23 protein-coding genes are annotated in these 26,463 nt (G+C 50.6%); 17 read left to right on the top strand and 6 right to left on the bottom strand.

Annotation, left to right across the window (positions count from 1 at the left end):
* Positions 1-20 precede the first annotated feature (20 nt).
* Positions 21-536, bottom strand: a complete 516-nt coding sequence (locus ACO0LI_RS01150) for a CNP1-like family protein (protein WP_423030216.1) — start codon at positions 534-536, stop codon at positions 21-23.
* 3 nt (positions 537-539) lie between these two features.
* On the bottom strand, positions 540-1,139 hold the full coding sequence (locus ACO0LI_RS01145) for an RNA pyrophosphohydrolase (RefSeq protein WP_423030214.1): 600 nt from the start codon (positions 1,137-1,139) through the stop codon (positions 540-542).
* 224 nt (positions 1,140-1,363) lie between these two features.
* On the opposite strand from ACO0LI_RS01145, the gene ACO0LI_RS01140 reads away from it, so the two are divergent.
* From ACO0LI_RS01140 to ACO0LI_RS01125, 4 genes are all read left to right on the top strand, one after another.
* Positions 1,364-3,124 carry a proline--tRNA ligase gene (locus ACO0LI_RS01140; protein ID WP_423030212.1) on the top strand — a complete coding sequence of 587 codons (1,761 nt, stop codon included), beginning with the start codon at positions 1,364-1,366 and terminating at the stop codon, positions 3,122-3,124.
* A gap of 53 nt (positions 3,125-3,177) precedes the next feature.
* Complete coding sequence (locus ACO0LI_RS01135) at positions 3,178-3,858, top strand: lytic transglycosylase domain-containing protein (RefSeq protein ID WP_423030210.1); 681 nt, start codon at positions 3,178-3,180, stop codon at positions 3,856-3,858.
* A gap of 152 nt (positions 3,859-4,010) precedes the next feature.
* On the top strand, positions 4,011-4,715 hold the full coding sequence (locus tag ACO0LI_RS01130; protein ID WP_423030208.1) for a hypothetical protein: 705 nt from the start codon (positions 4,011-4,013) through the stop codon (positions 4,713-4,715).
* Between the two features lie 144 nt (positions 4,716-4,859).
* Positions 4,860-5,399 (top strand): hypothetical protein, encoded by a 540-nt coding sequence (locus tag ACO0LI_RS01125; protein ID WP_423030206.1) that lies wholly within the window; start codon positions 4,860-4,862, stop codon positions 5,397-5,399.
* A 114-nt stretch (positions 5,400-5,513) separates the two neighbouring features.
* Here ACO0LI_RS01125 and ACO0LI_RS01120 read toward each other — a convergent pair whose 3' ends face one another.
* From ACO0LI_RS01120 to ffh, 3 genes are all read right to left on the bottom strand, one after another.
* Complete coding sequence (locus ACO0LI_RS01120) at positions 5,514-6,305, bottom strand: PDZ domain-containing protein (RefSeq protein ID WP_423030204.1); 792 nt, start codon at positions 6,303-6,305, stop codon at positions 5,514-5,516.
* Positions 6,306-6,695: 390 nt separating this feature from the next.
* Positions 6,696-7,115, bottom strand: coding sequence for an SWIB/MDM2 domain-containing protein (locus ACO0LI_RS01115; protein WP_422949537.1), 420 nt, complete (start codon positions 7,113-7,115; stop codon positions 6,696-6,698).
* Positions 7,116-7,373: 258 nt separating this feature from the next.
* The gene (gene ffh, locus ACO0LI_RS01110) at positions 7,374-8,741 is read right to left on the bottom strand and encodes a signal recognition particle protein (protein ID WP_162057706.1); all 1,368 of its coding nucleotides are present in this window, start codon (positions 8,739-8,741) and stop codon (positions 7,374-7,376) included.
* A 423-nt stretch (positions 8,742-9,164) separates the two neighbouring features.
* Here ffh and ACO0LI_RS01105 point away from each other — a divergent pair, with 423 nt between their 5' ends.
* From ACO0LI_RS01105 to ACO0LI_RS01055, 11 genes are all read left to right on the top strand, one after another.
* Entirely contained in the window at positions 9,165-10,313 is a 1,149-nt protein-coding gene (locus tag ACO0LI_RS01105) for an ABC transporter substrate-binding protein (protein WP_423030202.1), read from the top strand.
* A gap of 182 nt (positions 10,314-10,495) precedes the next feature.
* Positions 10,496-11,467 carry an ABC transporter substrate-binding protein gene (locus ACO0LI_RS01100; protein WP_422949535.1) on the top strand — a complete coding sequence of 324 codons (972 nt, stop codon included), beginning with the start codon at positions 10,496-10,498 and terminating at the stop codon, positions 11,465-11,467.
* A 91-nt stretch (positions 11,468-11,558) separates the two neighbouring features.
* Entirely contained in the window at positions 11,559-12,377 is an 819-nt protein-coding gene (locus ACO0LI_RS01095) for an ABC transporter permease (RefSeq protein ID WP_422949534.1), read from the top strand.
* 1 nt (position 12,378) lies between these two features.
* The gene (locus tag ACO0LI_RS01090) at positions 12,379-13,176 is read left to right on the top strand and encodes an ABC transporter ATP-binding protein (RefSeq protein ID WP_423030200.1); all 798 of its coding nucleotides are present in this window, start codon (positions 12,379-12,381) and stop codon (positions 13,174-13,176) included.
* Between the two features lie 85 nt (positions 13,177-13,261).
* Complete coding sequence (locus tag ACO0LI_RS01085; RefSeq protein WP_423030198.1) at positions 13,262-13,720, top strand: cache domain-containing protein; 459 nt, start codon at positions 13,262-13,264, stop codon at positions 13,718-13,720.
* Positions 13,721-13,726: 6 nt separating this feature from the next.
* The gene (locus ACO0LI_RS01080) at positions 13,727-15,568 is read left to right on the top strand and encodes a sensor histidine kinase (RefSeq protein WP_423030196.1); all 1,842 of its coding nucleotides are present in this window, start codon (positions 13,727-13,729) and stop codon (positions 15,566-15,568) included.
* Positions 15,569-15,613: 45 nt separating this feature from the next.
* Positions 15,614-16,972 carry a sigma-54-dependent transcriptional regulator gene (locus ACO0LI_RS01075; protein WP_423030194.1) on the top strand — a complete coding sequence of 453 codons (1,359 nt, stop codon included), beginning with the start codon at positions 15,614-15,616 and terminating at the stop codon, positions 16,970-16,972.
* Positions 16,973-17,041: 69 nt separating this feature from the next.
* Positions 17,042-17,851, top strand: a complete 810-nt coding sequence (locus ACO0LI_RS01070) for a cytochrome C assembly family protein (protein WP_423030192.1) — start codon at positions 17,042-17,044, stop codon at positions 17,849-17,851.
* Entirely contained in the window at positions 17,848-18,099 is a 252-nt protein-coding gene (locus ACO0LI_RS01065; RefSeq protein WP_423030190.1) for a PP0621 family protein, read from the top strand. Before ACO0LI_RS01070 ends, ACO0LI_RS01065 begins: the two co-directional genes overlap by 4 nt.
* Entirely contained in the window at positions 18,096-19,886 is a 1,791-nt protein-coding gene (locus ACO0LI_RS01060; protein ID WP_423030188.1) for a sensor histidine kinase, read from the top strand. The genes ACO0LI_RS01065 and ACO0LI_RS01060 overlap by 4 nt, the downstream gene beginning before the upstream one ends.
* Complete coding sequence (locus ACO0LI_RS01055) at positions 19,883-21,337, top strand: sigma-54-dependent transcriptional regulator (protein WP_423030186.1); 1,455 nt, start codon at positions 19,883-19,885, stop codon at positions 21,335-21,337. The genes ACO0LI_RS01060 and ACO0LI_RS01055 overlap by 4 nt, the downstream gene beginning before the upstream one ends.
* Before the next feature lie 303 nt (positions 21,338-21,640).
* Here the strand turns inward: ACO0LI_RS01055 and ACO0LI_RS01050 are convergent, their stop codons facing one another.
* Positions 21,641-21,853, bottom strand: coding sequence for a hypothetical protein (locus tag ACO0LI_RS01050; protein ID WP_422949526.1), 213 nt, complete (start codon positions 21,851-21,853; stop codon positions 21,641-21,643).
* Positions 21,854-22,019: 166 nt separating this feature from the next.
* Here ACO0LI_RS01050 and ACO0LI_RS01045 point away from each other — a divergent pair, with 166 nt between their 5' ends.
* The gene (locus ACO0LI_RS01045) at positions 22,020-24,875 is read left to right on the top strand and encodes a ribonucleoside-diphosphate reductase subunit alpha (RefSeq protein ID WP_422949684.1); all 2,856 of its coding nucleotides are present in this window, start codon (positions 22,020-22,022) and stop codon (positions 24,873-24,875) included.
* Positions 24,876-24,966: 91 nt separating this feature from the next.
* Positions 24,967-26,136 (top strand): ribonucleotide-diphosphate reductase subunit beta, encoded by a 1,170-nt coding sequence (locus tag ACO0LI_RS01040; protein WP_422949525.1) that lies wholly within the window; start codon positions 24,967-24,969, stop codon positions 26,134-26,136.
* Positions 26,137-26,463 lie beyond the last annotated feature (327 nt).

Genomic DNA, 26,463 nt, shown 5'->3' with positions numbered 1-26,463 from the left:
ACCTTGCTTATCTCTTGCTATTAGTAATACGAGGTTCTCTTGCCACGCAGCTTGTCCAGCAAGACACTGGCTTTACCTGCGATAGTTTTACCTTCGCAAAAATATTCTGAGAACAAAGTGGCGTGCTGTTTGTTGGCACCAGTGTTCGTGATGGTGTCCCATTGATTGCGGCGGGAACGTGACCATGTGCCATCAGGGCGGCCAAACGCATACAGCTTGACTTCATACGTCTGGCAACGCAGGCCTTCATAACTGATGTTTTTTGCGCCGCCAGAACTGGTGGCAACCAGGCTGTAGCGTATGGTGCCATCTGCTGCGACGGTCAGTGATTTGGTATCAATCGCGAAAGACTGGCTCGGGCTCTTGTAGAAATTCAAGAGGTTTTCAGCCTTCGGTGCTTCTGGCAATTGCAGCGCGACTTCGCGCCATTCCTTGTCTTCTTCCTCTTCATCTGCAGCAAAAGCCTGGCTGACAGGCAGCAAAGCCAGAGCGATGATGGCGAGATGGGGGAGATAGCGTAGTTTTTTATTCAACATAAATTATTTAGACTCTTCCGGCTCGGTTTTCTTGCAATCCTGATTTTTTTGCGCCTGCTGCATTGGTTGTGACTGTTGCGACTGTTGCTGATTGCGCAAATAACGGTTGCGGTTGGAATTGGGGTGGTCGGTACGGTGCACATAGCGTGACAATTCCTGCAGGGCCAGTTGATACACGCCGCGCTTGAATTCAATCACCACATCCAGTGGCACCCAATAGTCATGCCAGCGCCATGCATCAAATTCAGGATGGGTGCTGGCCCGCAGATTGACATCGCAATCACGGCCTATCATACGCAACAAAAACCAGATCTGTTTTTGCCCGCGATAATGCCCGCGGATTTCACGCTTGATAAAATGATCCGGCACTTCATAGCGTAGCCAGTCACGGGTACGCCCTATGACTTTGACGTGCTCAGGCAGCAAGCCGGTTTCTTCTTCGAGTTCCCGGTACATTGCCTGTTCCGGGGACTCGCCATATTTAATACCACCCTGGGGGAATTGCCAGGAATGCTCGCGCACCCGTTTTCCCCACCAGACTTCATTGTTGGCGTTTAGCAAAATTATGCCAACGTTAGGGCGAAAGCCTTCACGATCCAGCATGTTCAACCTCAAAACTTTCTGTGGCTAAACGGCTTGCTCCTGCAATAGATAGCGTAGAGAGCGTTTGTTTCGTCGCAAAATACCGTGTTTTTCGACGGACAGCCCCCTGGGAGGCGAACAAATCGCAGTTTCCTTCATCAAATGTGCAAAGAGTGGGCGCATTAGCCAGCTAATCCTTTAAAATTGAGTTGATTATAACCCTCCATTTAAAAAGAATCACTGTCATGCGTGCTACACGATTTTTTATTTCCACACTGAAAGAAGCTCCTGCCGATGCCGAGATCGTCAGCCATAAACTGATGATGCGTGCGGGCATGATTAAACGCCTCGGTTCCGGCATCTATAACTACATGCCCATGGGCTTGCGCATCATTCGCAAAGTAGAGAATATTGTTCGTGAAGAAATGAATCGCGCCGGTGCGATCGAGATGCTGATGCCGGTCGTGCAACCTGCAGAACTTTGGCAAGAAACTGGCCGCTGGGACAAGATGGGGCCAGAACTCATGCGCGTCAAAGACCGCCATGGCCGTGATTACATCATCCAGCCGACTTCTGAAGAAGCGATCACGGACGTCATACGCACAGAAATCCGCTCTTACCGCCAACTGCCTGTGAACTTTTATCACATCCAGACCAAGTTCCGTGACGAGCGCCGCCCACGTTTTGGCCTCATGCGTGGTCGTGAATTCACCATGAAAGATGCCTATTCCTTTGACCGCGATGTCGAAGGCATGCAAAAGTCTTATGAAATCATGTACGACGCCTACACCCGTATTTTCCAGCGCTTTGGCCTGGAATTCCGCGCGGTAGCTGCTGATAACGGTGCGATTGGTGGCTCTGGCTCTCATGAATTCCACGTCATTGCCGACACTGGTGAAGACGCGTTGGTGTATTGCCCTACCTCTGACTACGCCGCCAATATGGAAGCGGCAGAGGCCTTGCCTACGCAAACCAGCCGCCCAGCCGCTGCTAGTGCGCTGACCAAGACGGCCACGCCTGGTAAAGCCAAGTGTGAAGATGTCGCGCAATTGCTCAATATTCCGCTGGAAGCTACGGTCAAGTCCATCGTGCTGGCAGTTGATGCTGAAGTTGATGCTGAAGTTGATGCTGAAAAAGACAGTGGCAAACCAGCACAAATCTGGCTGTTGCTGTTGCGCGGCGATCATGAACTCAATGAAGTCAAGGCAGGCAAGATAGCCGGCATGGCGAATTACCGTTTTGCGACTGAGGCTGAAATTGTCGAATATTTCGGCACCAAGCCAGGCTACCTCGGTCCTATAGGTACAAAAAAACCAGTCAATATCGTCGCTGACAGAACCGTCGCCAACATGGCTGACTTTGTTTGTGGCGCGAATGAAGCTGACTTCCATTTCACCGGTGCCAACTGGGGCCGTGATTTGCCTGAGCCAGCAGTTGCTGATTTGCGCAATGTTGTCGCTGGTGATCCTTCACCAGATGGCAAAGGTGTACTCGCCATACAGCGCGGTATCGAAGTAGGCCACGTATTCCAGCTTGGCACCCGCTATTCCGACGATATGAAAGCCAGCTTTCTTGATGTGAATGGCAAGCCACAATTGCTGCAAATGGGTTGTTACGGCATAGGCGTTACCCGCATCCTGGGTGCAGCGATAGAACAGAATTTTGATGACAAGGGCATCATCTGGCCAACGGCGATTGCACCGTTTGAAGTCGTCATCTGCCCTATGGGCATGGACCGCAGTGAAGCCGTCAAGGCTGAGGCTGAATCGCTGTATGAGGCTTTGCTGGCAGCTGGCATCGACGTCATACTGGATGACCGTGGCGAGCGCCCTGGTGCCATGTTTGCTGACTGGGAACTGATAGGCGTACCGCACCGTGTTGTCATCGGTGACCGTGGTCTCAAAGAAGGCAAACTTGAATATCTGGGCCGTCGCGATACTGAAGCCAGCAATGTGCCTGTGGCCGAGATGCTGGCCTTCATTCAGGCCAAAATGGCAGATAAATAAGCCGCAGGATGAAGTATTTTTTCTTGCGCTTTTGCGTCTGGTGCAAAGGAAGAGTGAGCGGTAGCAGCAAGTTTGATCTGCAAGCCATGCAAGTCACACGGCTTATCACACGGGTTATTTGCGAAGGATGGAGAAAATCCATCCTTAAGACGGCAATCTGCCTGTTGGCTTTTTCTGTGTTACCGGCGCAAGCCGGTAATCAAAAAGAAGAAGCCATGGCAGACTCTGTGCGTCTTGCTCTGGCCAAAGCTGTGTCTGACTCCACGCCACCTAAGCCCACGTTTGCCAATATTGACGAACGTATCAAATACCTCAACTGGCAGGGGGAGATGGCTACCCGCCTGAAGCGCCGCATCCCCGATTTGCAGACCCGCAAGGAATTGCTGGATGCCATCTGGTATGAATCCAAGCGCGCTGGCCTGGATGTCGCCATGGTCATGGGGTTGATACAGGTAGAATCCGCCTTTCGCAAGTACGCGACTTCGGTCGTTGGTGCGCGTGGCTATATGCAGGTCATGCCTTTCTGGTCGCGCGTGATTGGCGATGGCGATGCGAAAAAGCTGTTCCAGATGCAAACCAATCTGCGTTACGGCTGTTCGATTTTGCGCCTGTACATCGATATGGAAAAAGGTGATCTTTATCTGGCATTAGGTCGCTACAACGGCAGCCGTGGCCGTCCTGAGTATCCCAAGGCCGTGCTATCCAACTGGAAAAACTGGGAATTCACCAGCTGATTTATTTGCTGAGTAAAATCAGCTTCGCTATTCAGGTAGCAATTAGCGCTACCTCTGGTCTTGTAAAATAGTCCTTTGCATAAATGACGGGTCAAGTATGACCGGGCATTCCAGAATGCCCGGTCATATTCAGGATTACACCAAGGCCCGACATGCAGGCACTCTTTTATCATGATTATCATGAAGAATTTGGCAGTACAGACTGGCGCAAATTATTGCGTTCTCGCTGGCAATTGCTGCTTGCTGTATTGTCGGTTCATCTCTTGTTAATCCTGTTGTGGCCCAGCATCGTCAGGCATAAAAATGAAGTCAGCACGCCGCTGGCTTTTGTAGTGCGCATGCTGGAAGCACCCGCACAGCGCAAGCCAGAACAGACTGTGCCTGTGATCAAACCAGCGATATCACCCAGCCAATTGCAGGCTCCAAATAAACACCGCACTCCGGTGGTGTCAACCAGCCCCGTTACGCCGGTTAACAATGATGCAGGTACGGGTATCACTGTTGCACCTGTCCCTGCAGCGAATACAGAAACCAGCACACCGATATTAAGTGGTGACAGTCCTGTCGTGATCCAGCGCGACATCAGCAAAGTCATCAAACAGGTAGAGCGCGAAATGCCAAACCGCATCCTGACCGATATCAAGCCAGAAAAGTCATCGATGGTGCAATTTGGTATTAATGTCGCCGCCGCTGCGCGTCCGCGTGGTACCAGCTATCAGAACATCATCATGTCAGATGGCACCGCCATGACCAAAGTGACGACACCAGGCGGCACGTATTGTGTGATCGGTGCAAAACCGGGAGCAGACTTCACCAGGTCACCCGGCATACGGACTGTCAGTTGCGGTAGTTACTGAGAAGAGGCCCGGTTCATGCTGACAGTCCCTTATCATTCGTCTGTTCAACGCAATGAGTGGCAGATACTGCTTGGCATAATTGTGCTGCACGCTGGCTTGTATCTGTTGTGGCCGCAGTTGAACGCACTGCATAAAGATGAGCTAATGCCAGTAAATAGCGGCAGCCTGATTTTTTTGAAGCAGCCTGAGCAAGTGAAACTGCCCGATACGTCACCAGCCAGGCAGGATGGAACAGAGTCATCCCGCCCCAGCAGGGCTATGCCAGCTCTACGGCAAAGTTCTACTATCTATGATCAGGGAAAATCTGCCAGCGACCAGCCGCTGTCGATGCCGCCAGTCGAAAAAGAGCCTGCAAGTCTTGAAGCTGACAGGTCTGTTGTTGGCAAGTCGCTTAACCGTGATACGCGGGAGATTATCAACGGTCTCAAAAAAGATTTTCAATACCGTGACCAGGTCAGCGCCAAATCAGCGCCTGCGGCGATGGAAAAATTTGGTGCCGCAGTTCAGTCATCTTCCACCGTCATGCGTGAAAGCTATAAGCACGAAGTGCATATACTTGGTGATGGGCGGCCAGTCTCAAAAGTGATCACGCCATTTGGGACTTATTGCATTTTGCACCGCAAACCCGGTGAGATTATTGGCAATGAGCTGGCTACTATACCTGTGACCTGTGGTAATTTGTAAACTAGGGGTTGAGTAGTGGGGAATAGTTTCCTATTCCTGGTGAGATGACATTACCTCAGATGTCCGTGCACATCTGAGGTATGCAGTCAATTTGTGACGTGTATCCGCAAGAGCCTAGGCTGGAACCAAATTGATGTCGATGAGACGCTCAGTTCCATTGCGTATGATTTTCAGCGTGAACTTGCCCTGAGGTGGGGAAGCTGCCTGCAAAAGTTCATAGGCATGTTTGCTGTTGATGACCGTGGCGCCATTGATTTCGATGATGACATCGCCAGGTAAAACATTCGCTATAAAAGCCGGCGATTCTTCCCGCACGATGTCAACGATAGCCCCTGTGTTGCGCTCCAGGTTTTTTCTGAGCTCAGGTGTCAAGTCCAGTGCGACTACGCCCACACGCGGTTTTCTTGTCGATTTGACGAAATAAACGGCGGCCTGGTTATAGCGTTGCTGTTCCGTCGTCAAAGGGACGACAGTCGTGCCATAAGTAGTGCTGGTACCCGAGTAATTGGCACTGCCCCCGGTGCCATTGACCGTACCTGATGAATAGGTGGTTTTGTTATTGGGCAAGAAAAGCGGGGTCGTAATCGTTCTTGTACCAGCAAATTTGGACGAGAACAGCACCATGATCGCGCCGTTTTCTTGCGCTTGTTGAATCATGCCGCGCTCAGATTCCTTTTGTCCGTTGAAAGAGGACTCACCAACCACGATATAGCCTTTTGAGCGGGCTATTCTTACGTCTCTTGCCAAATCGTCTGATGCAAAAATTTTGGGCGTATCATTTGGTGCCAGGGTTTGTACATCCGGCAGTGTTTTCGCGTCTACATAAGGTTTATAGAATTTCTGGTGACCGCTGACACAGCCGGACAGGATAACAGCAAGGGTGAGAATGAGGATGCGACATTGCATAAGGAGCTCCATTATTATTGAGGACATCTGTCGCTACAACATGCGAGCCGGGTAATGAGCACAACAGCCTGTAAGACCAGCCCAGGAGCTTGTCTGGTGTTTCAGACTGGGGGCGTTTATCTTTTTTTGTTCGCAAGAAGCACCGCAGAGTAAAAGATTTTATCAATTAATCTTTACGCTGACCATATGGCATCAATGGATATGTAGAGGTGAGACTTCAAGGATCAGTCAAGGATAGCATGTAGATGCCACGGATTTTTCATTCTAGGTGCGCACCAGGAATCTGCAAAAACAAAAATGCCCGCGCTATGCGGGCATTTTTGTTTGGGATGGGACTAACTGCTTCCCTTTAAGTTTCCCAAAGCAACTGCGGAAACCTGTTCCTGAAAATCAGGACAGATGGCCGGAAATGAGTTTAGTCATTTCAAACATGGACACTTGTTTTTTGCCATCGAAAACGGCTTTCAACTTGTCATCCGCGTTGATGTTGCGTTTGTTTGCTTCATCTTGCAGTTTGTGTTTCTTGATGTATTCCCATACTTTTTTAGTGACTTCAGTACGAGGAATTGCTGCTGCACCGATGACTGCTGCCAGAACTGGGGAGATCGTCATAGGTTTCATGAACGCTGCATTTGGCTTGCGTGCTGCTGCTGGCTTTGCGGCTGCGGCTTTTTTAGGAGCTGCTGCTTTTGCTGCAGGTTTCGCTGCTGCTGCCTTTGGAGCTGCTGCCTTTGCTGCCGGTTTGGCTGCTGGTTTAGCCGCTGGTTTGGCTGCCGGTTTTGCTGCTGGTTTTTTTGGTGCTGTTGCCATAAATAGCCTCCTTCACAAATTTCGTGGACGGAGCTTTGATCGTTTTGAAAAGCTCCTGCATTGCGTCACTTCACGCATCGCTAATAGTGGTGCGGTTTTTACAGGGATGCAAGTGTTTTTTGCGGGTTTTTAGTGAAAAAGTGCAGGAATTTGCCTGTCGTTGGATTTACGCATAAAAAAATGCCGGATTAGCGCCATTTTGGCTGCTATCCGGCATTTTTTCATAGAGGGAAATATGAACAGAAATACTGAGAAAATTCAGCGTTTTCCGGGCATCATTCCCTTCATGCCACGCAACATCTTCATCATGCCGCCACCACGTAATTTCTTCATCATAGACTGCATTTGTTCAAACTGGGCCAGCATGCGGTTGACTTCCTGTATCTGTACACCGGCACCTGCGGCGATACGACGCTTGCGCGAAGCCTTGATCAATTCCGGCTTGGATCTTTCTTGCGGTGTCATGGAATTGATCATGCCTTCCATGCGGCGTACCTGCTTTTCCGCCTGATCCATATTCGCGCCGCTGGCTGCCTGTTGCATTTGCGCTGGCAACTTGTCCATCAGGTTGGCCAGGCCGCCCATGTTCTTCATCTGCGAAATCTGCATCTTGAAGTCGTTCATGTCGAACTTGCCGCCATCCTTGATCTTGTGCGCCAGATCCTGTGCGGCTGCCACGTCCATACCTTTTTGGGCAGATTCCACCAGCGCCAGGATGTCACCCATGCCCAGGATACGATTGGCCATGCGGGTGGCATCGAAAGATTCCAGGCCATCGAGTTTTTCAGCAACACCAACAAACTTGATCGGTTTACCTGTGATATGACGTACTGACAGCGCAGCACCGCCACGTGCGTCGCCATCAAGTTTGGTCAGTACCACACCTGTCAAAGGCAGGGCATCATTAAAGGCCTTGGCAGTATTAACGGCATCCTGACCCAGCATGGCATCGACCACGAACAGGGTTTCTATCGGTTTGACGGCAGCGTGGACGGCAGCAATCTCTTGCATCATCGCTTCATCTATACCCAGGCGACCTGCAGTATCGATGATCAGCACATCGTGATAATGCTTCTTGGCGTAATCCAGTGCAGCCAGGGCGATATCCACTGGCTTGTCCGTCGGCAGGGATGGGAAAAAGTCTGCGCCAACCTGCGCTGTCACCGTCTGCAACTGGCCTATCGCGGCAGGACGGTACACGTCGGCAGAAACGGTTAATACCTTTTTCTTTTTTTGCTCTTTCAGATATTTGGCCAGCTTACCGACCGTCGTGGTTTTACCCGCACCCTGCAAACCTGCCATCAGGATGATTGCCGGTGGCTGGCAGTTAAAACTCAGTTGAGATGCTTCTTCACCCAGGTCGGCACCCATCAGGGCGGCCAGTTCTTTTTGTACCACGCCAACCAGAGCCTGACCCGGTGTCAGGGAAGAAATGACTTCTTCACCCATGGCTTTTTCTTTGACGCGGGCGATCAGTTCACGTACTGCGGGCAGGGCAACGTCTGCCTCCAGCAAGGCCATGCGCACTTCACGCAACATGTCGGCGGTATTGGATTCGGTCAGACGGGCTTCGCCGCGCATGGTCTTGACGACTTTGGCTAGGCGCTGGGTTAGATTATCGAGCATGTTGGCTTAGGGGGATATTAAGAAAATTTCAATAGGGCGGTGCTCACTGCTGCCTGCAACAGGCGGTAGCAGCAGTTCAGTGGCAACAACAGCAGGCATTTTACCTGAAGCCGTGACAGAGTCTGGCATTTCGCCTGTTTCAAGCTGATGTATAGAGTAGATGTGGTCAAAATTCTGAAAATCCAGAATTATTTCAAATGTCTGTGCGGATTTTCAGACGCATGAGGGATACTACTGATATATTTTACTCAAAAAATCAGTTAAAAGCGGGGTGCGGGCTTTCATTCGTGCTTGGTATGAAGTCTGCTAATAAGAGCGCTATCCCAGAGCTTGTTACAAAATCAAGATGGCTGCACATTCTGCAATGTCAGCCAGGTTTTGTCGCCAGTTCAAAAATAGACGCTCAATAATCTGGAGACAATCATGAGACGACTTCATCTTGCCTGGCGCCTGCCACGCATACTTACCCTGTGCACCCTGATTGCTACGTCTGGCTACAGCCTGGCAGAGGAAGGTGTCACTGACAGTAGCATATTGATAGGACAGACCGTAGGCCTGACCGGGCAGATTGCCGGGCCGGTCAAAGAAATGAATGCAGGCGCTGCCGCTTATTTCAACCAGATCAACAAGAATGGCGGCGTGCATGGCCGCAAGATAGAGCTGCACATCGTCGATGACAAGTTTGATCCCGTGATTGCCGCTGCCAATGCCGAGACACTGATCAAAAAAGACCATGTCTTTGCCTTGTTCCAGTCGCGCGGCACGCCGCATACCCAGGCTATCCTGCCTGTGCTGGCGTCCAGCAAGGTGCCGCTGGTGGCACCGAGTACTGGTGCGGCAGTGTTTCATAACCCGGTTAACCGCTATGTATTCAATGTCAGGGCCAGGTATCAGGATGAGGTGAAAAAGGCTGTTGAGCAGTTTTCTACGATAGGCCTCAAAGATATCGCCATCCTGCATGTCGATGATACTTTTGGTGGCGACGGCCTGATCGGTTTTACCACTGCGATGGACAGCTTTAAACTCAAGCCTTCTCTGGTCAGCAAGTATGACAGGGCAAAACCTGACGTGCCCAAGGCGGTAGATGAGGTCGTCAAATCTCCAGCCAAGGCGCTCATCATCGTTGGTTCTGCCACCACCGTGGCAGAACTGATCCGTGGTTTGCGTGCCAAAGGCAGCACCGTCCAGATCATGACCTTGTCGAATAATGCTTCACAGTCCTTCATTGATTCCCTCGGGCCGGTAGCAACTGGCGTGATGGTGTCACAGATTATGCCTGCTCCACATCTGGTATCTTCTACTCTCGGGCAAGAATTCAAGACCATCGCCAAGGACAATGGCGTGCCGCCATCTTATGCGGCGATGGAAGGCTTCGTCTCTGCAAAGTTACTGGTAGAAGGTTTAAAGCGGGCAGGCAAGGGCCTGACGCGGGAAGGTCTGATACGCGCGCTGGAATCCATGCACAAGGTTGATCTGGGTGGTGTCACAGTCACTTATAGTGACCACGACCACAGCGGCAGTGAGTTTGTTGATCTGACGATGATAGGGCGGGATGGCAAGTTCTTGCGCTAATGTATGCCTCAGTGCGAAAACACGGAATGCGTAGCAGTGATAATCCGGGTTTTCGCATCGCGTTTGCATAAACTCATATGAAAACTTGAATGAAATCAGTTGTTTACTAAAATTCTCGTGCTGGCACAATATCTGCTAATCAGTACGCGTAGGAAAAATCAAATCAAACCCAGGAGACAAAGATGTTCAAAAAGATTTTGCTTGCCAGCCTTATTACTTCCGGATTGTTTGCCAGTGCTGCCCAGGCTCAGGAGGTTGTCAGGCTGGGTAACCTGAAATTCGCTCATTACGGCGCAGTTTCCTATATCAAGGAAATCGCTCCCAAATGCGGTATCAAGGTAGAAGAGCGCGTATTCGCCAAAGGCCTGGATGCCATGCAGGCCGTCATTGCAGGCGAACTGGATGTCGGTGCAGTATCTTCAGAAGCAGTGATTTCTGCCCGTGCCAGTGGTACACCTATCTATCTGGTGGCAGGTTTCGCCAAGGGTGGTGCCCGTCTGGTTGGACGTGCAGACCTGGGCATGAAGACTGTCAAGGATTTAAAAGGCAAGAAAGTTGGCGTCACCCGTGGCGGTATCCAGGACATCTTGCTGGCAGCCGAACTGGCACAAAATGGCCTGACGTATTCTGATCAGCCAGGTAAGGATGTACAAATCATTTACCTCGGTTTCCCTGACCTGAACCAGGCTCTGTTGGGTAAGAATATCGACGCTATCATGCAGTCTGAACCTTATTCTTCCCAGGCTATCAACAAAGGCTTTGGCAATGAAATCATCAAGCCTTACGATACCCCGATAGGCGAACCAGTCCGTACCATGGTTATGACCGAGAAGTTTTATAAAGAACGTCGCCCGGTTGCAGAAAAATTCATGCGCTGCTTTGTTGAAGCGACCAAGACCTTTATCGACAATAAGGAACTGGCTGAAAAATATGTGCGTGAAAACATGTTCAAGGGCCAGGTCAGCCATGAAGATTTTGTCAATGCCATAGAGAACTCACCTTACTCTTATGATGTGACGGCAGAGCACATACAGATCACCACTGATCTGATGCAAAAATATGGCGTGGGCAAAATGGCCAAACCGCCAGTCGCCAAGGATTGGGTAAAAACCGATCTTCTGGAACAAGCTAAGAAGAGCCTGAACATAAAATAGGCATCAAGTATGTCTTTAGTTTGAGCAAAGGGTGAGCACGTTCTCTTGAGCAGTCAGCTCACCCTGCTCCACAATCCTTGAAGGAAAAATCATGAAATTCAAATGGCGTGAAATTGGCGCGGGGCTGATTGTGCCCGTTATTCTGATTGCGATCTGGCATGTAGTGACCAGCATGGGCTGGGTCAATGCCCAGGTCTTGCCTACGCCGATGGCGGTAGTAAAAAAATGGATAGAGTATGCATCTCCTTATGAAGCCAGAGATGCGGCAACAACGAGCTGGCTGGCCTGGGCTTTTTCGGGTGAGTTGATACGCGACACCATGGGCAGTATGTACCGTGTGCTGGTTGGCTTTGTGGTTGGTGCAGGTCTGGCATTGCCGCTAGGCCTGGCGATGGGTTCCAGCCAAAGGATGTATGCATGGATGAATCCCCTGATTCAGGTTTTGCGCCCAATACCACCGATTGCCTATATCCCGTTGTCGATACTGTGGTTTGGTCTGGGTAATCCACCAGCCATCTTCCTGATCGCGATCGGCGCATTTTTCCCGGTATTGATGAACACCATCGCCGGTGTCCGCCATGTTGATGGCATCTATATCAGGGCAGCACGAAATCTGGGTGCCAGCCAGACCACCATGTTTGTACGCGTCATGTTGCCAGCAGCTGTACCTTATATCTTGTCTGGTGTACGTATCGGTATAGGTACAGCTTTTATCGTGGTCATCGTTTCGGAAATGATTGCTGTGAATAATGGTCTGGGTTTCCGCATACTTGAGGCGCGTGAGTATTTTTGGTCTGACAAGATTATTGCAGGCATGATCAGCATAGGTTTGCTGGGTCTGGCAATTGATCTGGCGATGAATAAATTGAATAACTATTTGCTGCGCTGGCACCGTGGATTGGAGAACTGAAATGAACCTGACTCATATCAAAATTGAAGGCGTAAATAAAATCTTCAAAACGGCTGACAAAGAAGTCGTGGCTTTGCGTGATATTAATCTGGAGATATCTGAAGGAGAGTTCGTCTGTCTGCTCGGTCCTTCTGGTTGCGGTAAATCAACTTTGCTTAATGCCGTTGCCGGGTTTGCACTGCCAACTTCAGGCACGATTACCGCCAATAATACCGTTGTCAAAGCGCCTGGTCCTGACCGTGGCATGGTGTTCCAGGAATATGCATTGTTCCCCTGGATGACTGTAGAGCAGAACATCGCCTTTGGTCTGGAAATCAAGGGTATGGCCAAGGCTGAGATACAGCAGCGTGTCGCCAGCCTGCTTGGCATGCTGGGTCTGAGTGACTTTAAAGCGCGCTTTCCCAAGGATTTGTCTGGCGGTATGCGTCAGCGCGTTGCAATTGCCCGTGTATTGGCGCTGGATTCGCCTATCATGTTAATGGATGAACCTTTCGGTGCGCTGGATGCTTTGACACGCCGCAACTTGCAGGATGAATTGCTGCGCATCTGGTCAGAACTGAAGAAAACCATCATCTTCGTGACCCATAGTATAGAAGAGGCAATTTACCTGGCTGACCGTATCGTTGTCATGACTTACCGGCCAGGTACGGTGAAAAAAGACCTGATCGTTGAACTGCCACGTTCGCGTGATCCTTCTGATCCTGGCTTCAATGCCTTGAAGCGTGAACTTGGTCAGTTGGTCATGGAAGAGCAGCAAAGACATCACAATGATGAATTGAAGATGGCGGCAGTAGATTAAGCAGCAAGCTGGAGGCAGGAAGTAAGGAGTAAGAAGTTAGAAGTAGAAACGCGGGCGCGCCCATAAAAACATAAGGAGAGACATCATGCTGAAATTCGTACGAATGGTAGTAGCGGGATTGGTTTTCTTGTTGGGCGCGTCCAGTCATGCGCAAAATGCCCATGGCACGGCTCCTGAGGCAGTCGCCATGGTGCAAAAAGTGATTGCCAGTATCAAGGCGAACGGCAGGGACAAGACTTTTGCTGACGTCAATAATTTGCAGGGGCCTTTCCGTGACCGCGACCTGTATGTCACCATCAATGATATGAATGGCAAGAATCTGGCCCATGGTGCAAATGCCAAAATGCAGGGCAAGGACTTGATGGATTTAAAAGATGCCGATGGCAAGCTGTTTGTGCGTGAACGTATGGAGCTCGCCAAGGCCAAGGGTAAGGGCTGGCAAGACTATAAGTTCGTCAACCCTGTCTCGAAACAGATAGAGCAAAAATCCATGTACTTTGAAAAGTATGAAGACATTGTTATCAACTGCGGTATTTATAAGTAAGAGCTTGTGACGGCGCCGCGTACTGACAGTGCCCATAGGCGGCGCCTGATCTTTATTTGTGTGGCGGCGGTAAGTATTGCGCTGGTGGTCGCCAGTTATTTTGTGGCGGCCAGCATTGCCAGGGACAATAGCCGTCAGGCCGGTGACAGGCAGTTGCAGATCATTGCGCTGGATATTGAGTCTGTACTTGAGCGCTACGAAACTCTGCCTTTTGCGATTTCTTATCTGCCCATGACGGCAGAGGCTTTGTTGCACAAGGAAGATGGCAAGCTGACGCAGGCCCTGAACCTGAGTTTACAAGAACTGGCAGAGCAAGCCAAAGTTGCCGCCATCTACCTCATGGATGTGCAGGGTAATACTATCGCCGCCAGTAACTGGAATACTGCACAAACCTATCTGGGCCAGAACTTTGCTTTCAGGCCGTATTTTTCTGAAGCCTTGAAGCAGGTCAAGCCTGGCCATTTTTATGCGATAGGCAATACCACCAATATTCCCGGTTATTTTATTTCCCAGCCAGTCTATCCACCCGGCAGCAAACGTGGCAACAAACGTGGCAGCCAGGCACCGATAGGCGTGATCGCCGTCAAGATTATCCTCAACGAATTTGAGCAAGCCTGGGGTAGTAGTGAAGAACCCATCGCACTCAGCGACAGGCATGGCGTCGTGTTTTTAAGTAATCGCGCTTCCTGGAAATACCACAGCCTGCAAAACCTGTCTCCCGCTGTGCAGCAGGATTTGAAAGCCACTTTGCAATACGGTGGCAAGCATATAGAAGCCATTGCCCAATTACCGCTGAAAGACAAGAAAGGTTATGACGAGTATCTGCAAAGACCGATAGGGCGTTTGAACTGGCAGTTAATGTTATTCCCGGAGCAAGGCAAAGTCACGCGCGCGGGTTTGCAATCTGCGCTGGTAGTGGCTTTGATACTCGGTATAGCGCTGGCTTTTGCTGCCGTGTTTGACCAGCGCCGCCGCAGGCTGGAAGAAGGCCGCCTGGCGCAGCGTGCCTTGAAGAAAGCAGCAGATGAACTGGAGCTGCATATCGCTGAACGCACCCGGCAATTGACGCAGGCGAATGCCGAACTTGAAAGCCGTTACCTGACACTCAAGCAGACTGAAAACCTGCTGCGCTCTACCCAGAATGAAATGGTGCAGGCTGGCAAACTGGCCATGCTGGGCCAGATGGCTACCGGCATCACCCATGAATTGAACCAGCCACTGACCGCAATACGCGCCTTTGCCGATAACGCCATTACCTTCATGAACCGCGGCAAGGCTGAGCAGGCTTTGGCCAATCTGGAGCATATCAGCCATGCCAGCGAACGCATGGGCAGCATCATTGCCCAGCTCAAGGGTTTTGCCAGGAAGAGCCCGAACGCGATTGCCGAGGTCAATGTGCAGACTGCAATCCAGTCTGCGGTCAGCTTGTTGCGCAGCGAAACTGACAGGCGTGGCGTCAAACTAAGCGTACATATTGAAGAACCCGCCAAGGTGCTTGGTGACACCGTCAGGATAGAACAGGTCTTGATCAACCTGATACGCAATGCTCTGGATGCGGTAGAAAACAACCCGGTCAGGGAAGTCGATGTCAGACTAAGTAAATGGCAGGGCATGGCAAGAACCACGATCGCCGACACAGGTACTGGCATACCCGAACATGTGGCCGGCCATTTGTTTGAGCCATTTTTTACGACAAAGGAAATTGGCCAGGGACTGGGGCTGGGGCTGGCGATTTCTTCTTCCATCGTGCAGGCCATGAATGGCAGCCTGGTGGCAGATAACCGCCCGGAAGGTGGCGCTGAATTTACAGTCTGCATCCCGCTGGCTGATCAGGCGAGTACAAGTTAGTACAGATTGATCGCGCATGACTGTATATATAGTTAAGGAAACAGTATGACTCAAATGCTCGCTATATTAATAGAGGATGAGCAGGCAGTGCGCCTGGCAACGACCCAGACGCTGGAGCTTGGTGGTTTTGAAGTGCAGGCCTGTGCCAGTGCAGAACTGGCAGATGCTTATATCAAGGAAGGCTATGCCGGCATTATCGTCACCGATGTGCGCTTGCCCGGCAAGTCTGGCCTCGACGTGCTGGAAAAAGTGCGTGGCATTGATGCTGAGCTGCCTGTCATTATCATTACTGGTCATGGCGATGTCAGCATGGCGGTAGAATCCATGCGCCATGGTGCTTATGATTTTCTGGAAAAGCCTTTTGCAGCTGAACGCCTGCTCGATGCCTGCCTGCGCGCCCAGGAAAAGCGGCGACTGGTCATGGAAAACCGCAAGCTCAAATTATCCTGGCTCAATCATGCGGACACACCAGACCTGATAGGCCAAAGCCCGCAAATAGAAAAAGTCAGGAAATTCATACAAAGCATAGGCCCGACACAGGTTGATGTATTGATCAACGGTGCCACCGGTTCCGGCAAGGAAGTGGTGGCGCGGCAATTGCATCTGGCCAGTGGCTGTAAAGGCGAGTTTGTTGCCATCAATTGTGGTGCCTTGCCAGAGTCAGTTTTCGAGAGCGAGATCTTTGGACATGAAGCCGGTGCCTTCACCAGTGCCCAAAAACGACGTATAGGCAAACTGGAGTACGCGCAAGGTGGTACGGTATTTCTTGATGAAATTGAAAGTATGCCGCTGAACCTGCAAATCAAATTGCTCAGGGTTTTGCAAGAACGCAGTCTCGAAAGACTGGGCGGCAATCAATTGATCGCATTGGATTGCCGCATCATAGCCGCCACCAAAATGGATTTGCTCAAGCTCAGCGCACAAGGACAATTCCGCGAAGACTTGTACTACCGCCTCAGCGTCGTCACCATGCATTTGCCCAGGCTGAATGAAAGGCGCGAAGATATTCCTTTGCTGTTATCGTACTTTGTACAGCGGGCAGCGTTGCGTTATCAAAAACAAGCGCCGCTGTTATCTTCGATTCACATGCAGCAATGGATGCAGGCTGACTGGCAGGGCAATGTACGTGAGTTGCGCAATTTCGCTGATCAACTGGTACTTGGAGTGGCTGAATTTGCGGATCTACCCGCTCCGCACACCGGACAAGTCCAGACGACGGCTGCTTACAGCCTGCCTGAAAAGCTGGATGTGTATGAAGCCAGCCTGATACAGGCTGCACTGGAAAAGAGCGCCAATAATGTGGCAGCCGCTGCCGAAGCGCTGGGCATACCCAAGAAAACCCTGTACGACAAGATGAAAAAATATCAAAAAACCTTGTCATCAATCAATCCGCTGGCAGGTTAGGGCGCACTTGTGGAAACTGCTGAACATGCATAATCCGACTTTTCATGCGACATGGTGTAAACTTGTCCCATGCAAATCTATCTATCATTCCTTGCCGCTGCTTTATATATATTGAGCATAGTCTTGCCAGGACGCTGGCTGACGCTGTCAAATGCCGTCAGTGCCCTGGCTTGGCTGACACATGGCATGGCTTTGTGGCTGACAATTTTTCCTGATCATGCACTCAGGGCGGGCTTTGCTGTGATGTTATCTGCAGCTCTGTGGGTATCTGTGTTTGTCTGCTGGCTGGAAAACCGCAACTCTTCCCTCGATGGCCTGCGTCTGTTACTGATGCCTAATGCCGCCATGATGGCAGTCTTGCCCAGTTTTTTCCCAGGCAGTCTGATTGCCCTGGCTGGCAAGACTGCCATGTTCCCCTGGCATGTGGTGGTTGCCATGCTGGCCTATAGCACGCTGACGATCGCGGCTTTTCATGCTGTCGTCATGACAGTGCAAGACAAGCATCTACATCAATTGCGCAGGGTAAAAAAGGTGGAGTGGCTCAATACCCTGATAGACAGGCTGCCTGCCTTGCTGACCATGGAAAAAATTCTGTTCCGTTTTGTCCTGTTTGGTTTTGTTTTATTGACACTGACAGTCTTGTCGGGCGTGATATTTTCAGAGCAGGTGCTGGGTGTTGCTTTTAAATGGGATCACAAAACCTTGCTGTCACTGCTGTCATGGTTACTGTTCGCGATTTTGCTGACCGGGCGTTACTGGCGTGGCTGGCGCGGTAAAACAGTATTGAGTTTCACTCTTTCCGGATTCGTTACCTTGTTGCTGGCTTATGTAGGCAGCCGTTTTGTGCTGGAAGTCTTGCTGCACAGGAGCCTGTCATGAGGTTACTGTTCTGGCTGGGCTTGGTGATCCTGGTTATCCTGGCTTTGAAGAAGAAAGCGCAGCCTCCGGTTACCAGGTCTGGCAATCCAGAGCGCCCCCTGGACCCGGAAAATGCCGGTTCACAGAATGTCGCATCTGCTGAAAACATGGTCTGCTGCGCACATTGCCAGATTTATTTGCCCGCATCAGAGGCAGTGCAGCGCGCCGGTCAGGTTTACTGCAGTCAAGAACATGCTGACCTTGCATGAGCCTGCCAGCCGACAGGACACCCATGTCTGAAACCTACCAGGAAGTGTCTGAACCGTCACACTCATTCTGGCGCTCACTGCAAACGCTGAATGCCTCGCGTATCGTGGTGGCGGCGAGCTTGCTGATCTTGCTGAGCTTGCGCAGTGGTAAAGACATCTGGACCAGTGAGCATTTGTTTGGACGTGATATTGGCCTGGCTTATTTGTCGGTAGCTATTGGCTTTGTGGTGCTCAAGCAACTTTACTCTCGCCGTTTCATGTGGCAACTGACGACGCAGATACTGCTGGACATCATCATCATCTCCACCATGTATCTGGCGAGTGGTGGTAGCAAGAGCGGCCTGGGTATTTTATTTTTGTTCCCGCTGGCAGGTGCAGCGATACTGAGCCCGCTGCTCTGGTCTTTCTTTTTTACGTCCATCGTCGTCCTGTTTTTATTGGGAGAGAGTGTTTATCATTATCTGCAACAGATAGATGGGGCTCCTTTTTCACAATCAGGTTTGTATGGCGCGGCCTATTTTGCGGTGGTGTCTGTCGTCAACCGGCTGGCACATAATCTGATTAATCAGGAACAGTTGGCAGTACAGCGTGGTAACGCACTCGCCATACAACAGGCCATCAATCAACTGGTGATTGCTGACATGGGCGATGGCATCCTGGTGCTGGACCAGAATGGTTGCATGTTTGAAATCAATCCCGCAGCGGCGCGCATGCTGGGAGGCAATCTCAGCAAAGAAATGATAGGCACAGAATTGGGGAGCATAGCTGCTTTGCGCCCGATTGTTGAAGTATTGAGCAATATGCAGGCGCGTCCCAGTTTGCCTGACCGCCGCAAGGAAGAAGAAATTTCCTTCGTGTCGATACGCTGTTATCTCGACGATCCCAAGCCTGAATTGGGTGAAATGGCAGCCGACACTGCCACCAGAGAACGTAATGAACGTGAACGCCCGCATTTCATCACGCACTTGAAATTGCGTTTTGTTTCTATCAAGGGTGTCAATGCGGGTGGCTTGAAAGAACGCAATGGCAGCTACACCATCGTCTTCATGCAAGATGTGTCGGATATAGAAAACCAGGCGCAGCAACTCAAACTGGCATCCATGGGCCGCCTGACGGCCAGCATTGCCCACGAAGTGCGTAATCCGCTGTCGTCAATTTCTTATGCTGCCTCCTTATTGAATGAGGACATGAGTCAACCTGGCCATGAAAATAAACAGGCACAACGCTTGTTGAAGATTGTTGATGACAATGTGGCACGCCTGAACCAGCTCATAGAAGATATCCTGAAGCTCTCACGTAAGGCACAATCGGATGTGGAACCGTATCTGGTGATGGACCAGATAGAAGAAATGGTCAGGGATTTTATAGAAACACGTAACTTGCCCACTGATTTTATTGCAGTATTGAAAAATGAAAACTTCCTCGTCAACTTTGATCCCAGTCATTTGCGCGAAGTGGTGTTGAATCTTTTGTCGAATGCCATACGCTATGCCAGTGGGCAAAAAGCCAGTATCAAACTGTTTGCCTATATTAATAGTAGTGGGCGGCAAGAGTTGCATATACAAGATGATGGACCAGCGATTCCGTATGAAGTCAGGTCGCATTTGTTTGAGCCGTTTTACACTACTTCACGTATGGGCACTGGCCTGGGCTTGTATATGGCAAGGGAGTTGTGTTTGAATAACCATGCCTTGCTCGATTATGAATACAGGGTTGAAGAAACCGAAGAAGGCAAGACCGAGCCCAGCGGGCGTTTTGTAATTAATTTCTCTGGATATAGTGCATGAGTATGATAGAAGCTGCGGCCTGTCCCCGCATCCTGGTAGTGGATGATGAGGCGCATCTGCGCGAACTGCTGGAGATTACCCTCATCAAAATGGGGCTGGATGTCGATAGCGCAGAAACCCTGGCACTGGCCCGCGCCCATCTGAGCAAGCGCAGTTATGCGCTGGTACTGACTGATATGCGTCTGCCTGACGGCTCGGGTATGGAGCTGGTTCAGGAAGTCAGTGCACTATATAAAAATACGCCTATCGCCGTGATCACCGCTTTTGGTAGCGCCGACAATGCCGTAGTTGCCTTGAAGGCCGGTGCTTTCGACTATGTCTCCAAGCCGGTGGCGCTTGACCAGTTACGCAAACTGGTCAGGTCGGCCCTGCAAACCAATGAAGTTCAAAAAGTACAACTGGCGACTCCGGAAAAACTGAACGTCCCCGCTAGTTCTTTCATGATAGGCCAGTCACAAGGCATGCAAGAGGTCAGGGCGCAGATCAGCCGTCTGGCACGCAGCATGGCACCGGTTATTATTACCGGCGAATCGGGTAGCGGCAAGGAACTGGCGGCGCGCGAAATACATACCAGCAGTGCCAGGGCCGACAAGCCTTTTATCGCCGTCAATTGCGGGGCAATTCCCGAGACCTTGATGGAAGCTGAATTCTTTGGTTACAGAAAAGGTGCATTTACCGGCGCGGCTGATGACAGGGAAGGCTTTTTCCAGGCTGCCAACGGCGGCACGCTGATGCTTGATGAAGTGGCCGACCTGCCTTTGCCCATGCAAGTCAAGTTACTGCGTGCCATACAGGAACGACGGGTGCGCAAGGTTGGTGCCACGGTGGAAGAGGCAGTCGATGTGCGCATTATCAGTGCGACCCATCAGAACCTGGCAATCTGTGTAGAAGAAGGGCGCTTCCGGCAAGACTTGTATTACCGCCTGAATGTCATTGAATTGCACTTGCCACCGCTGCGCGAAAGATTGGAAGATATTGTCGAGCTGTCGCGCAATATCCTCAAGAAACTGACTGGCAATGATGTTGATATGTCAGTAGAGGCAATTGATGCCTTGATCAGTTACGACTTTCCCGGCAATGTGCGTGAGCTGGAAAACATACTGGAGCGCGCAGTTGCCTTTGCCAATGATGGCTGCATAGAGGTCAGCGACCTGGCCTTGCGCGGAACCAGGAAGTCGCCTGAGCTGCCGGTAGTGCAACCGGTACCAACCGCCGTTATCAGTAGTCAAGGCCAGACTGTTGTGGATGCCCCCCCTGTTATCGTGCAGGATGTATTCACCGCCCCGGGCTTGCCTTGCTCGCTGCCTGACTATCTTGAAAGCGTAGAGCGCGAAATGATACGCCGTGCCCTGCAGCAGACCCGCAACAACCGCACCCAGGCGGCAGAATTGCTGGGCGTCAGTTTTCGTCAACTGCGTTACCAGATACAAAAACTGAAGATCCAGGAGTAAATTATTTAGTTGTCTCTTTTAGTTGTGTCTTTTTCGTTGCATCTGTTGATGATGGCGATTCTGGCCGCATGCATCCGGCCAGTTGCCTGCTTGTAGTGTGATAGCTGCAAGACCACCATCAGTCTCACTTTCTTGATTCCATTGCCACACCCATTTTGGGAATCATTTGCCAGGTAATACCAGGCTCCGCTACTAGCATGAAATTAAATGTTAGTGCCCGCTCTCGGCGGCACTGACGCATTTCTGTGCTTTGCGAAAGTCAACACCTCGTACACATATTTACAGAAAAAATAATTCAATTAATTAAATAAAAAGCGGTTGCATATCGCCTGAGGCGGCACTAGAATTAGGGCAAATAAAAATTAGCGCACTAGATGTAGTGGTTTTCAGGATTTGTTTGTTTTCTTGCCTTGCTTCAATTTCCCTCATGTTTTGCAATTGAATTTGTGTCTGATGTAAACAAAATAAACCGGATTTGGCGAATTTCGCCGCATCCGGCTGTATGCCTTGCTGCACCTTACTTGCTTAACCGCCTAGTCGCTTCACTGTTTAACCCCATGTCCGGCAAAGTCGTCGCACTTCAACTTTGCTGGCAAAAAATAACACCGCATCCGGAGGATCAATGCACTCTTCTATTGAAACATCTACTACGTCCAAGCCAGAACTTGGATCGGTTTTGAATATGGCAGCAACACCTGCCACTAACAATCACAGCAGTTACAGCGAATACCGCATCATTCGCCGTAACGGTTCTGTGGTTGGTTTCGAACCATCCAAAATCGCCATCGCCATGACCAAGGCGTTTCTGGCTGTGAATGGTGGGCATGGTGCAGAATCTGCCCGGGTACGTGAACTGGTAGAGCAACTGACAGCCAGCGTAGTCGCAGCCTTGCTGCGCCGTCAGCCTGCCGGTGGTACTTTCCATATAGAAGATGTGCAAGACCAGGTTGAACTGGCGCTAATGCGCTCAGGCGAGCATGACGTTGCCCGCTCTTATGTGTTGTATCGTGCCAAACGCATGGAAGAACGCCGTCGCGTCAATGATGCGCCTGGTCATGTCGAAGCTGCCGTGCCGCAATTGCACGTCATCGTTGATGGTCAGTCCCGTCCGCTGGACGTCGCAGAAGTGCGCAAGATGATCGCTGCTGCCTGCCTGGGCCTCGACAAGCTGGCTGACCCGGATGCGATTCTGGCCGAGACTTTGAAAAACCTGTACGACGGCGTACCGGTAGAAGAGCTGTACAAATCCGCCATCCTGGCTGCCCGCGCGCTGATGGAAAAAGAACCGGCTTATAGCCAGGTCACTGCACGTTTGCTTTTGCATACAGTCCGTAAAGAAGTGTTTGGCAAAGAAGTGGCACAACAGGATGCCGCAGCAGAATACCTTGATTATTTCCCTAGATTTATCAAGAAGGGTATCGAAGCCGATTTGCTGGATGCCAAACTGGGTCAGTTTGATTTGAAGAAACTGGCAAATGCACTGGTTGCTGACCGTGATCTGCAATTTGGTTATATCGGTCTGCAAACTTTGTATGACCGCTACTTCCTGCACGTACGCGGTACCCGCATAGAAATGCCTCAGGCTTTCTACATGCGTGTAGCGATGGGCTTGTCCCTGAATGAAATCGACCGCGAAACCCGCGCCATAGAATTTTACAATCTGCTGTCCAGCTTTGACTTCATGAGCTCGACACCTACCCTGTTCAATTCTGGTACACAACGTTCACAACTGTCTTCCTGCTACCTGACCACGGTTGCCGACGATCTTGATGGTATCTACGAAGCCATCAAGGAAAACGCTCTGCTGGCAAAATATGCCGGCGGCCTGGGTAATGACTGGACACCAGTACGCTCGCTCGGCGCGCATATTAAAGGCACCAATGGCAAATCCCAGGGGGTTGTGCCTTTCCTCAAAGTCGTCAACGACACGGCAGTCGCTGTTAACCAGGGTGGTAAACGCAAAGGCGCGGTGTGCGCCTACCTGGAAACATGGCACATGGATATCGAAGAATTCCTCGACCTGCGCAAAAACACCGGCGATGACCGCCGCCGTACGCATGACATGAATACCTCGAACTGGATTCCTGACCTGTTCATGAAGCGCGTCATGGAAAAAGGCGACTGGACTTTGTTCTCCCCATCTGATGTGCCTGACCTGCATGACAAATTTGGTAAGGCTTTCGAGACGGCTTATGTCGCTTATGAAGCAAAAGCAGCCAAGGGCGAACTGACTCTGTCCAAAAAAATACCGGCGCTGGACTTGTGGCGCAAGATGTTGTCCATGCTGTTTGAAACTGGTCATCCATGGATCACTTTCAAAGATCCTTGCAATATCCGTTCGCCACAACAGCACGTAGGCGTGGTCCACAGCTCCAATTTGTGTACAGAAATCACCCTGAACACCAATGACAGTGAGATCGCGGTATGTAATCTGGGTTCGGTCAACATGCCTGCCCACATGAAAGACGGCAAGCTGGATCACATTAAATTACAAAAAACTGTGCGTACAGCGATGCGTATGCTGGATAACGTCATCGACATCAACTACTATGCAGTGAAGAAGGCGCGCGATTCCAATCTGCGTCACCGTCCTGTCGGTATGGGCATCATGGGTTTCCAGGATTGCCTGCACATGATGCGCATCCCTTATGCATCGATGGATGCCGTACAGTTCGCTGATACTTCCATGGAAGCCGTCTGCTATTACGCTTATTGGGCATCGACAGAACTGGCTGAAGAACGCGGCCGTTACAGTTCTTACCCTGGCTCTTTGTGGGACCGTGGCATCCTGCCGCAAGATTCCCTGAAGATGCTGGCCGAAGAACGCGGCGGTTATCTGGAAGCCGACTTCTCGGAAACCATGGACTGGTACCCACTGCGTGACCGCATCAAGAAATTTGGCATGCGCAATTCGAATTGCGTGGCGATTGCGCCGACTGCAACAATTTCTAACATTATTGGTGTGGCCGCTTGTATAGAACCGACTTACCAGAACCTGTATGTGAAGTCGAATCTGTCCGGTGAATTTACCGAGATCAATGAACACCTGGTGCGCGATCTGAAAGAGCGCGGCATGTGGGACGAAGTCATGATCTCTGACCTGAAATACTTTGACGGCAGCCTGGCCCGTATCGACCGCATCCCGGAAGATCTGCGTGCCCTGTATGCAACAGCATTTGAAATCAGCCCATCCTGGCTGGTTGAGGCAGCTGCGCGTCGTCAAAAATGGATAGATCAGGCGCAGTCCCTGAACATCTATATGGCAGGCGCATCCGGCAAGAAACTGGACGAGACTTACAAGCTGGCCTGGTTGCGTGGTTTGAAAACTACTTACTACCTGCGTACCATAGGTGCAACGCACACTGAAAAATCCACCAGCAAAACCGGTGCATTGAATGCGGTAGGTGTCGATGGTAATGGTGGTACTTATGGCGCAGCACCTGCCGGCATCAGCGCAGCTGCTCAGGAAACTGATGGCCCGGCCTGCATGTTGCGTCCTGGTGATGCCGGTTTCGAAGAATGCGAAGCCTGCCAATAAGTGTCGAAAAGTAAGTGTCAAAAAACTGAGGGAAGAAGCGCTGCTTCTTCCCTCTGAAGAATAAGCTGTTACAAAAGTAAGGAAATAAATAATGTTATCTTGGGATGATGAAGTCAAGCCGGCAGCTCCGGCACCACGTCAGGTCACTGGCCAGGATTTGCAGCCTCGCCTGCAGACTCAGGATGTTGCCCTCAATCCTGCGCTGGTCAGCAAGCCAGTGCCGGTCGCCGCAGAAGATGTGGCCCGCCGCGTGAACGCTGCCGACAAGCGCATCATCAACGGTACTACCGACGTCAATCAACTGGTTCCCTTCAAATACAAATGGGCGTGGGATAAATATCTGGCAGGTTGCGCCAATCACTGGATGCCACAAGAGATCAATATGCAACGTGATATTGAACTCTGGAAAGACCCAAATGGTCTGACAGAAGATGAGCGCCGTTTAGTAAAACGTAATCTTGGTTTCTTTGTGACCGCCGATTCTCTGGCTGCCAACAATATAGTACTCGGCACCTACCGCCATATCACGGCACCAGAATGCCGCCAGTACTTGTTGCGCCAGGCATTTGAAGAAGCTATCCATACACACGCTTATCAATACATCGTTGAATCGCTGGGTCTGGACGAAGCAGAAATCTTCAATGCCTACAATGAAGTTGATTCTATCCGCGACAAAGATCAGTTCCTGATTCCTTTCATTGACGTGTTGACCGATCCTGCATTCAAGACTGGCACGACTGAGGCAGATCAGACTTTGCTGAAGTCCCTGATCGTATTTGCCTGCCTGATGGAAGGCCTGTTTTTCTATGTCGGCTTCACACAAATTCTGGCGCTTGGCCGTCAAAATAAAATGATGGGCGCGGCTGAACAATATCAATACATCTTGCGTGATGAATCGATGCATTGCAATTTCGGGATCGATTTAATCAATACAATTAAGATGGAAAATCCACATTTGTGGACGCCAGCATTTCGCGATGAAATTAAATCGTTGTTTTTGCGTGCTGTGGAGTTGGAATATCGTTACGCAGAGGATACAATGCCGCGTGGAGTGCTCGGTTTGAATGCGCCTATGTTTAAAGGTTATTTACGCTTCATCGCAAATCGCCGCGCACAACAAATCGGTCTTGAAACGCTGTTCCCTCAGGAAGAAAATCCTTTCCCTTGGATGAGTGAAATGATAGACCTGAAAAAAGAGCGCAACTTTTTTGAGACACGTGTAATTGAGTATCAAACTGGCGGAGCCCTCAACTGGGAATAAGCGCTGACAACAGCGAACGCCAAAATCCGGATCAGGGATTTCTGATCAAGTAGTGCGAGCAGGTTGATTGAAGTTTTGAATGTGATGTTGAATTTGGGTATGCATGACCCCAGATAGAAAAGGCAGCCACAAGAATTCATCAAATCAGGAAACGCCGCAAGCTGTCAGTATCCCCCGGGATTGCTCATGATTTGCACAAGATGTAAAACGCGAGAGGCCTCACCAAACTGAATGGACAGTCATAGACAACATTGTTTTGAACTGTTAGTGCCGCAATACCTGGCTACACTGGGTATTGTGGCTATTGGTTTTTGTATTTCGCAAAAG

Origin of the sequence: Undibacterium sp. Tian12W (assembly GCF_049339405.1) — a bacterium.
In the GTDB taxonomy this organism is placed as follows: Bacteria; Pseudomonadota; Gammaproteobacteria; order Burkholderiales; family Burkholderiaceae_D; genus Undibacterium.
This window is presented reverse-complemented; position numbering and strand designations above follow the sequence as displayed.

Excerpts from the sequence above, each read along its gene's own strand:
- ACO0LI_RS01070 (WP_423030192.1), top strand. The coding sequence starts at position 17,042 with ATGCAAATCTATCTATCATTCCTTGCCGCTGCTTTATATATATTGAGC.
- ACO0LI_RS01145 (WP_423030214.1), bottom strand. The coding sequence starts at position 1,139 with ATGCTGGATCGTGAAGGCTTTCGCCCTAACGTTGGCATAATTTTGCTA.
- ACO0LI_RS01045 (WP_422949684.1), top strand. The coding sequence starts at position 22,020 with ATGGCAGCAACACCTGCCACTAACAATCACAGCAGTTACAGCGAATAC.
- ACO0LI_RS01040 (WP_422949525.1), top strand. The coding sequence starts at position 24,967 with ATGTTATCTTGGGATGATGAAGTCAAGCCGGCAGCTCCGGCACCACGT.
- ACO0LI_RS01140 (WP_423030212.1), top strand. The coding sequence starts at position 1,364 with ATGCGTGCTACACGATTTTTTATTTCCACACTGAAAGAAGCTCCTGCC.
- ACO0LI_RS01100 (WP_422949535.1), top strand. The coding sequence starts at position 10,496 with ATGTTCAAAAAGATTTTGCTTGCCAGCCTTATTACTTCCGGATTGTTT.
- ACO0LI_RS01065 (WP_423030190.1), top strand. The coding sequence starts at position 17,848 with ATGAGGTTACTGTTCTGGCTGGGCTTGGTGATCCTGGTTATCCTGGCT.
- ACO0LI_RS01125 (WP_423030206.1), top strand. The coding sequence starts at position 4,860 with ATGCCAGTAAATAGCGGCAGCCTGATTTTTTTGAAGCAGCCTGAGCAA.
- ACO0LI_RS01075 (WP_423030194.1), top strand. The coding sequence starts at position 15,614 with ATGACTCAAATGCTCGCTATATTAATAGAGGATGAGCAGGCAGTGCGC.
- ACO0LI_RS01055 (WP_423030186.1), top strand. The coding sequence starts at position 19,883 with ATGAGTATGATAGAAGCTGCGGCCTGTCCCCGCATCCTGGTAGTGGAT.
- ACO0LI_RS01085 (WP_423030198.1), top strand. The coding sequence starts at position 13,262 with ATGCTGAAATTCGTACGAATGGTAGTAGCGGGATTGGTTTTCTTGTTG.
- ACO0LI_RS01095 (WP_422949534.1), top strand. The coding sequence starts at position 11,559 with ATGAAATTCAAATGGCGTGAAATTGGCGCGGGGCTGATTGTGCCCGTT.
- ACO0LI_RS01130 (WP_423030208.1), top strand. The coding sequence starts at position 4,011 with ATGCAGGCACTCTTTTATCATGATTATCATGAAGAATTTGGCAGTACA.
- ACO0LI_RS01060 (WP_423030188.1), top strand. The coding sequence starts at position 18,096 with ATGAGCCTGCCAGCCGACAGGACACCCATGTCTGAAACCTACCAGGAA.
- ACO0LI_RS01105 (WP_423030202.1), top strand. The coding sequence starts at position 9,165 with ATGAGACGACTTCATCTTGCCTGGCGCCTGCCACGCATACTTACCCTG.
- ACO0LI_RS01115 (WP_422949537.1), bottom strand. The coding sequence starts at position 7,115 with ATGGCAACAGCACCAAAAAAACCAGCAGCAAAACCGGCAGCCAAACCA.
- ACO0LI_RS01120 (WP_423030204.1), bottom strand. The coding sequence starts at position 6,305 with ATGCAATGTCGCATCCTCATTCTCACCCTTGCTGTTATCCTGTCCGGC.
- ACO0LI_RS01090 (WP_423030200.1), top strand. The coding sequence starts at position 12,379 with ATGAACCTGACTCATATCAAAATTGAAGGCGTAAATAAAATCTTCAAA.
- ACO0LI_RS01150 (WP_423030216.1), bottom strand. The coding sequence starts at position 536 with ATGTTGAATAAAAAACTACGCTATCTCCCCCATCTCGCCATCATCGCT.
- ffh (WP_162057706.1), bottom strand. The coding sequence starts at position 8,741 with ATGCTCGATAATCTAACCCAGCGCCTAGCCAAAGTCGTCAAGACCATG.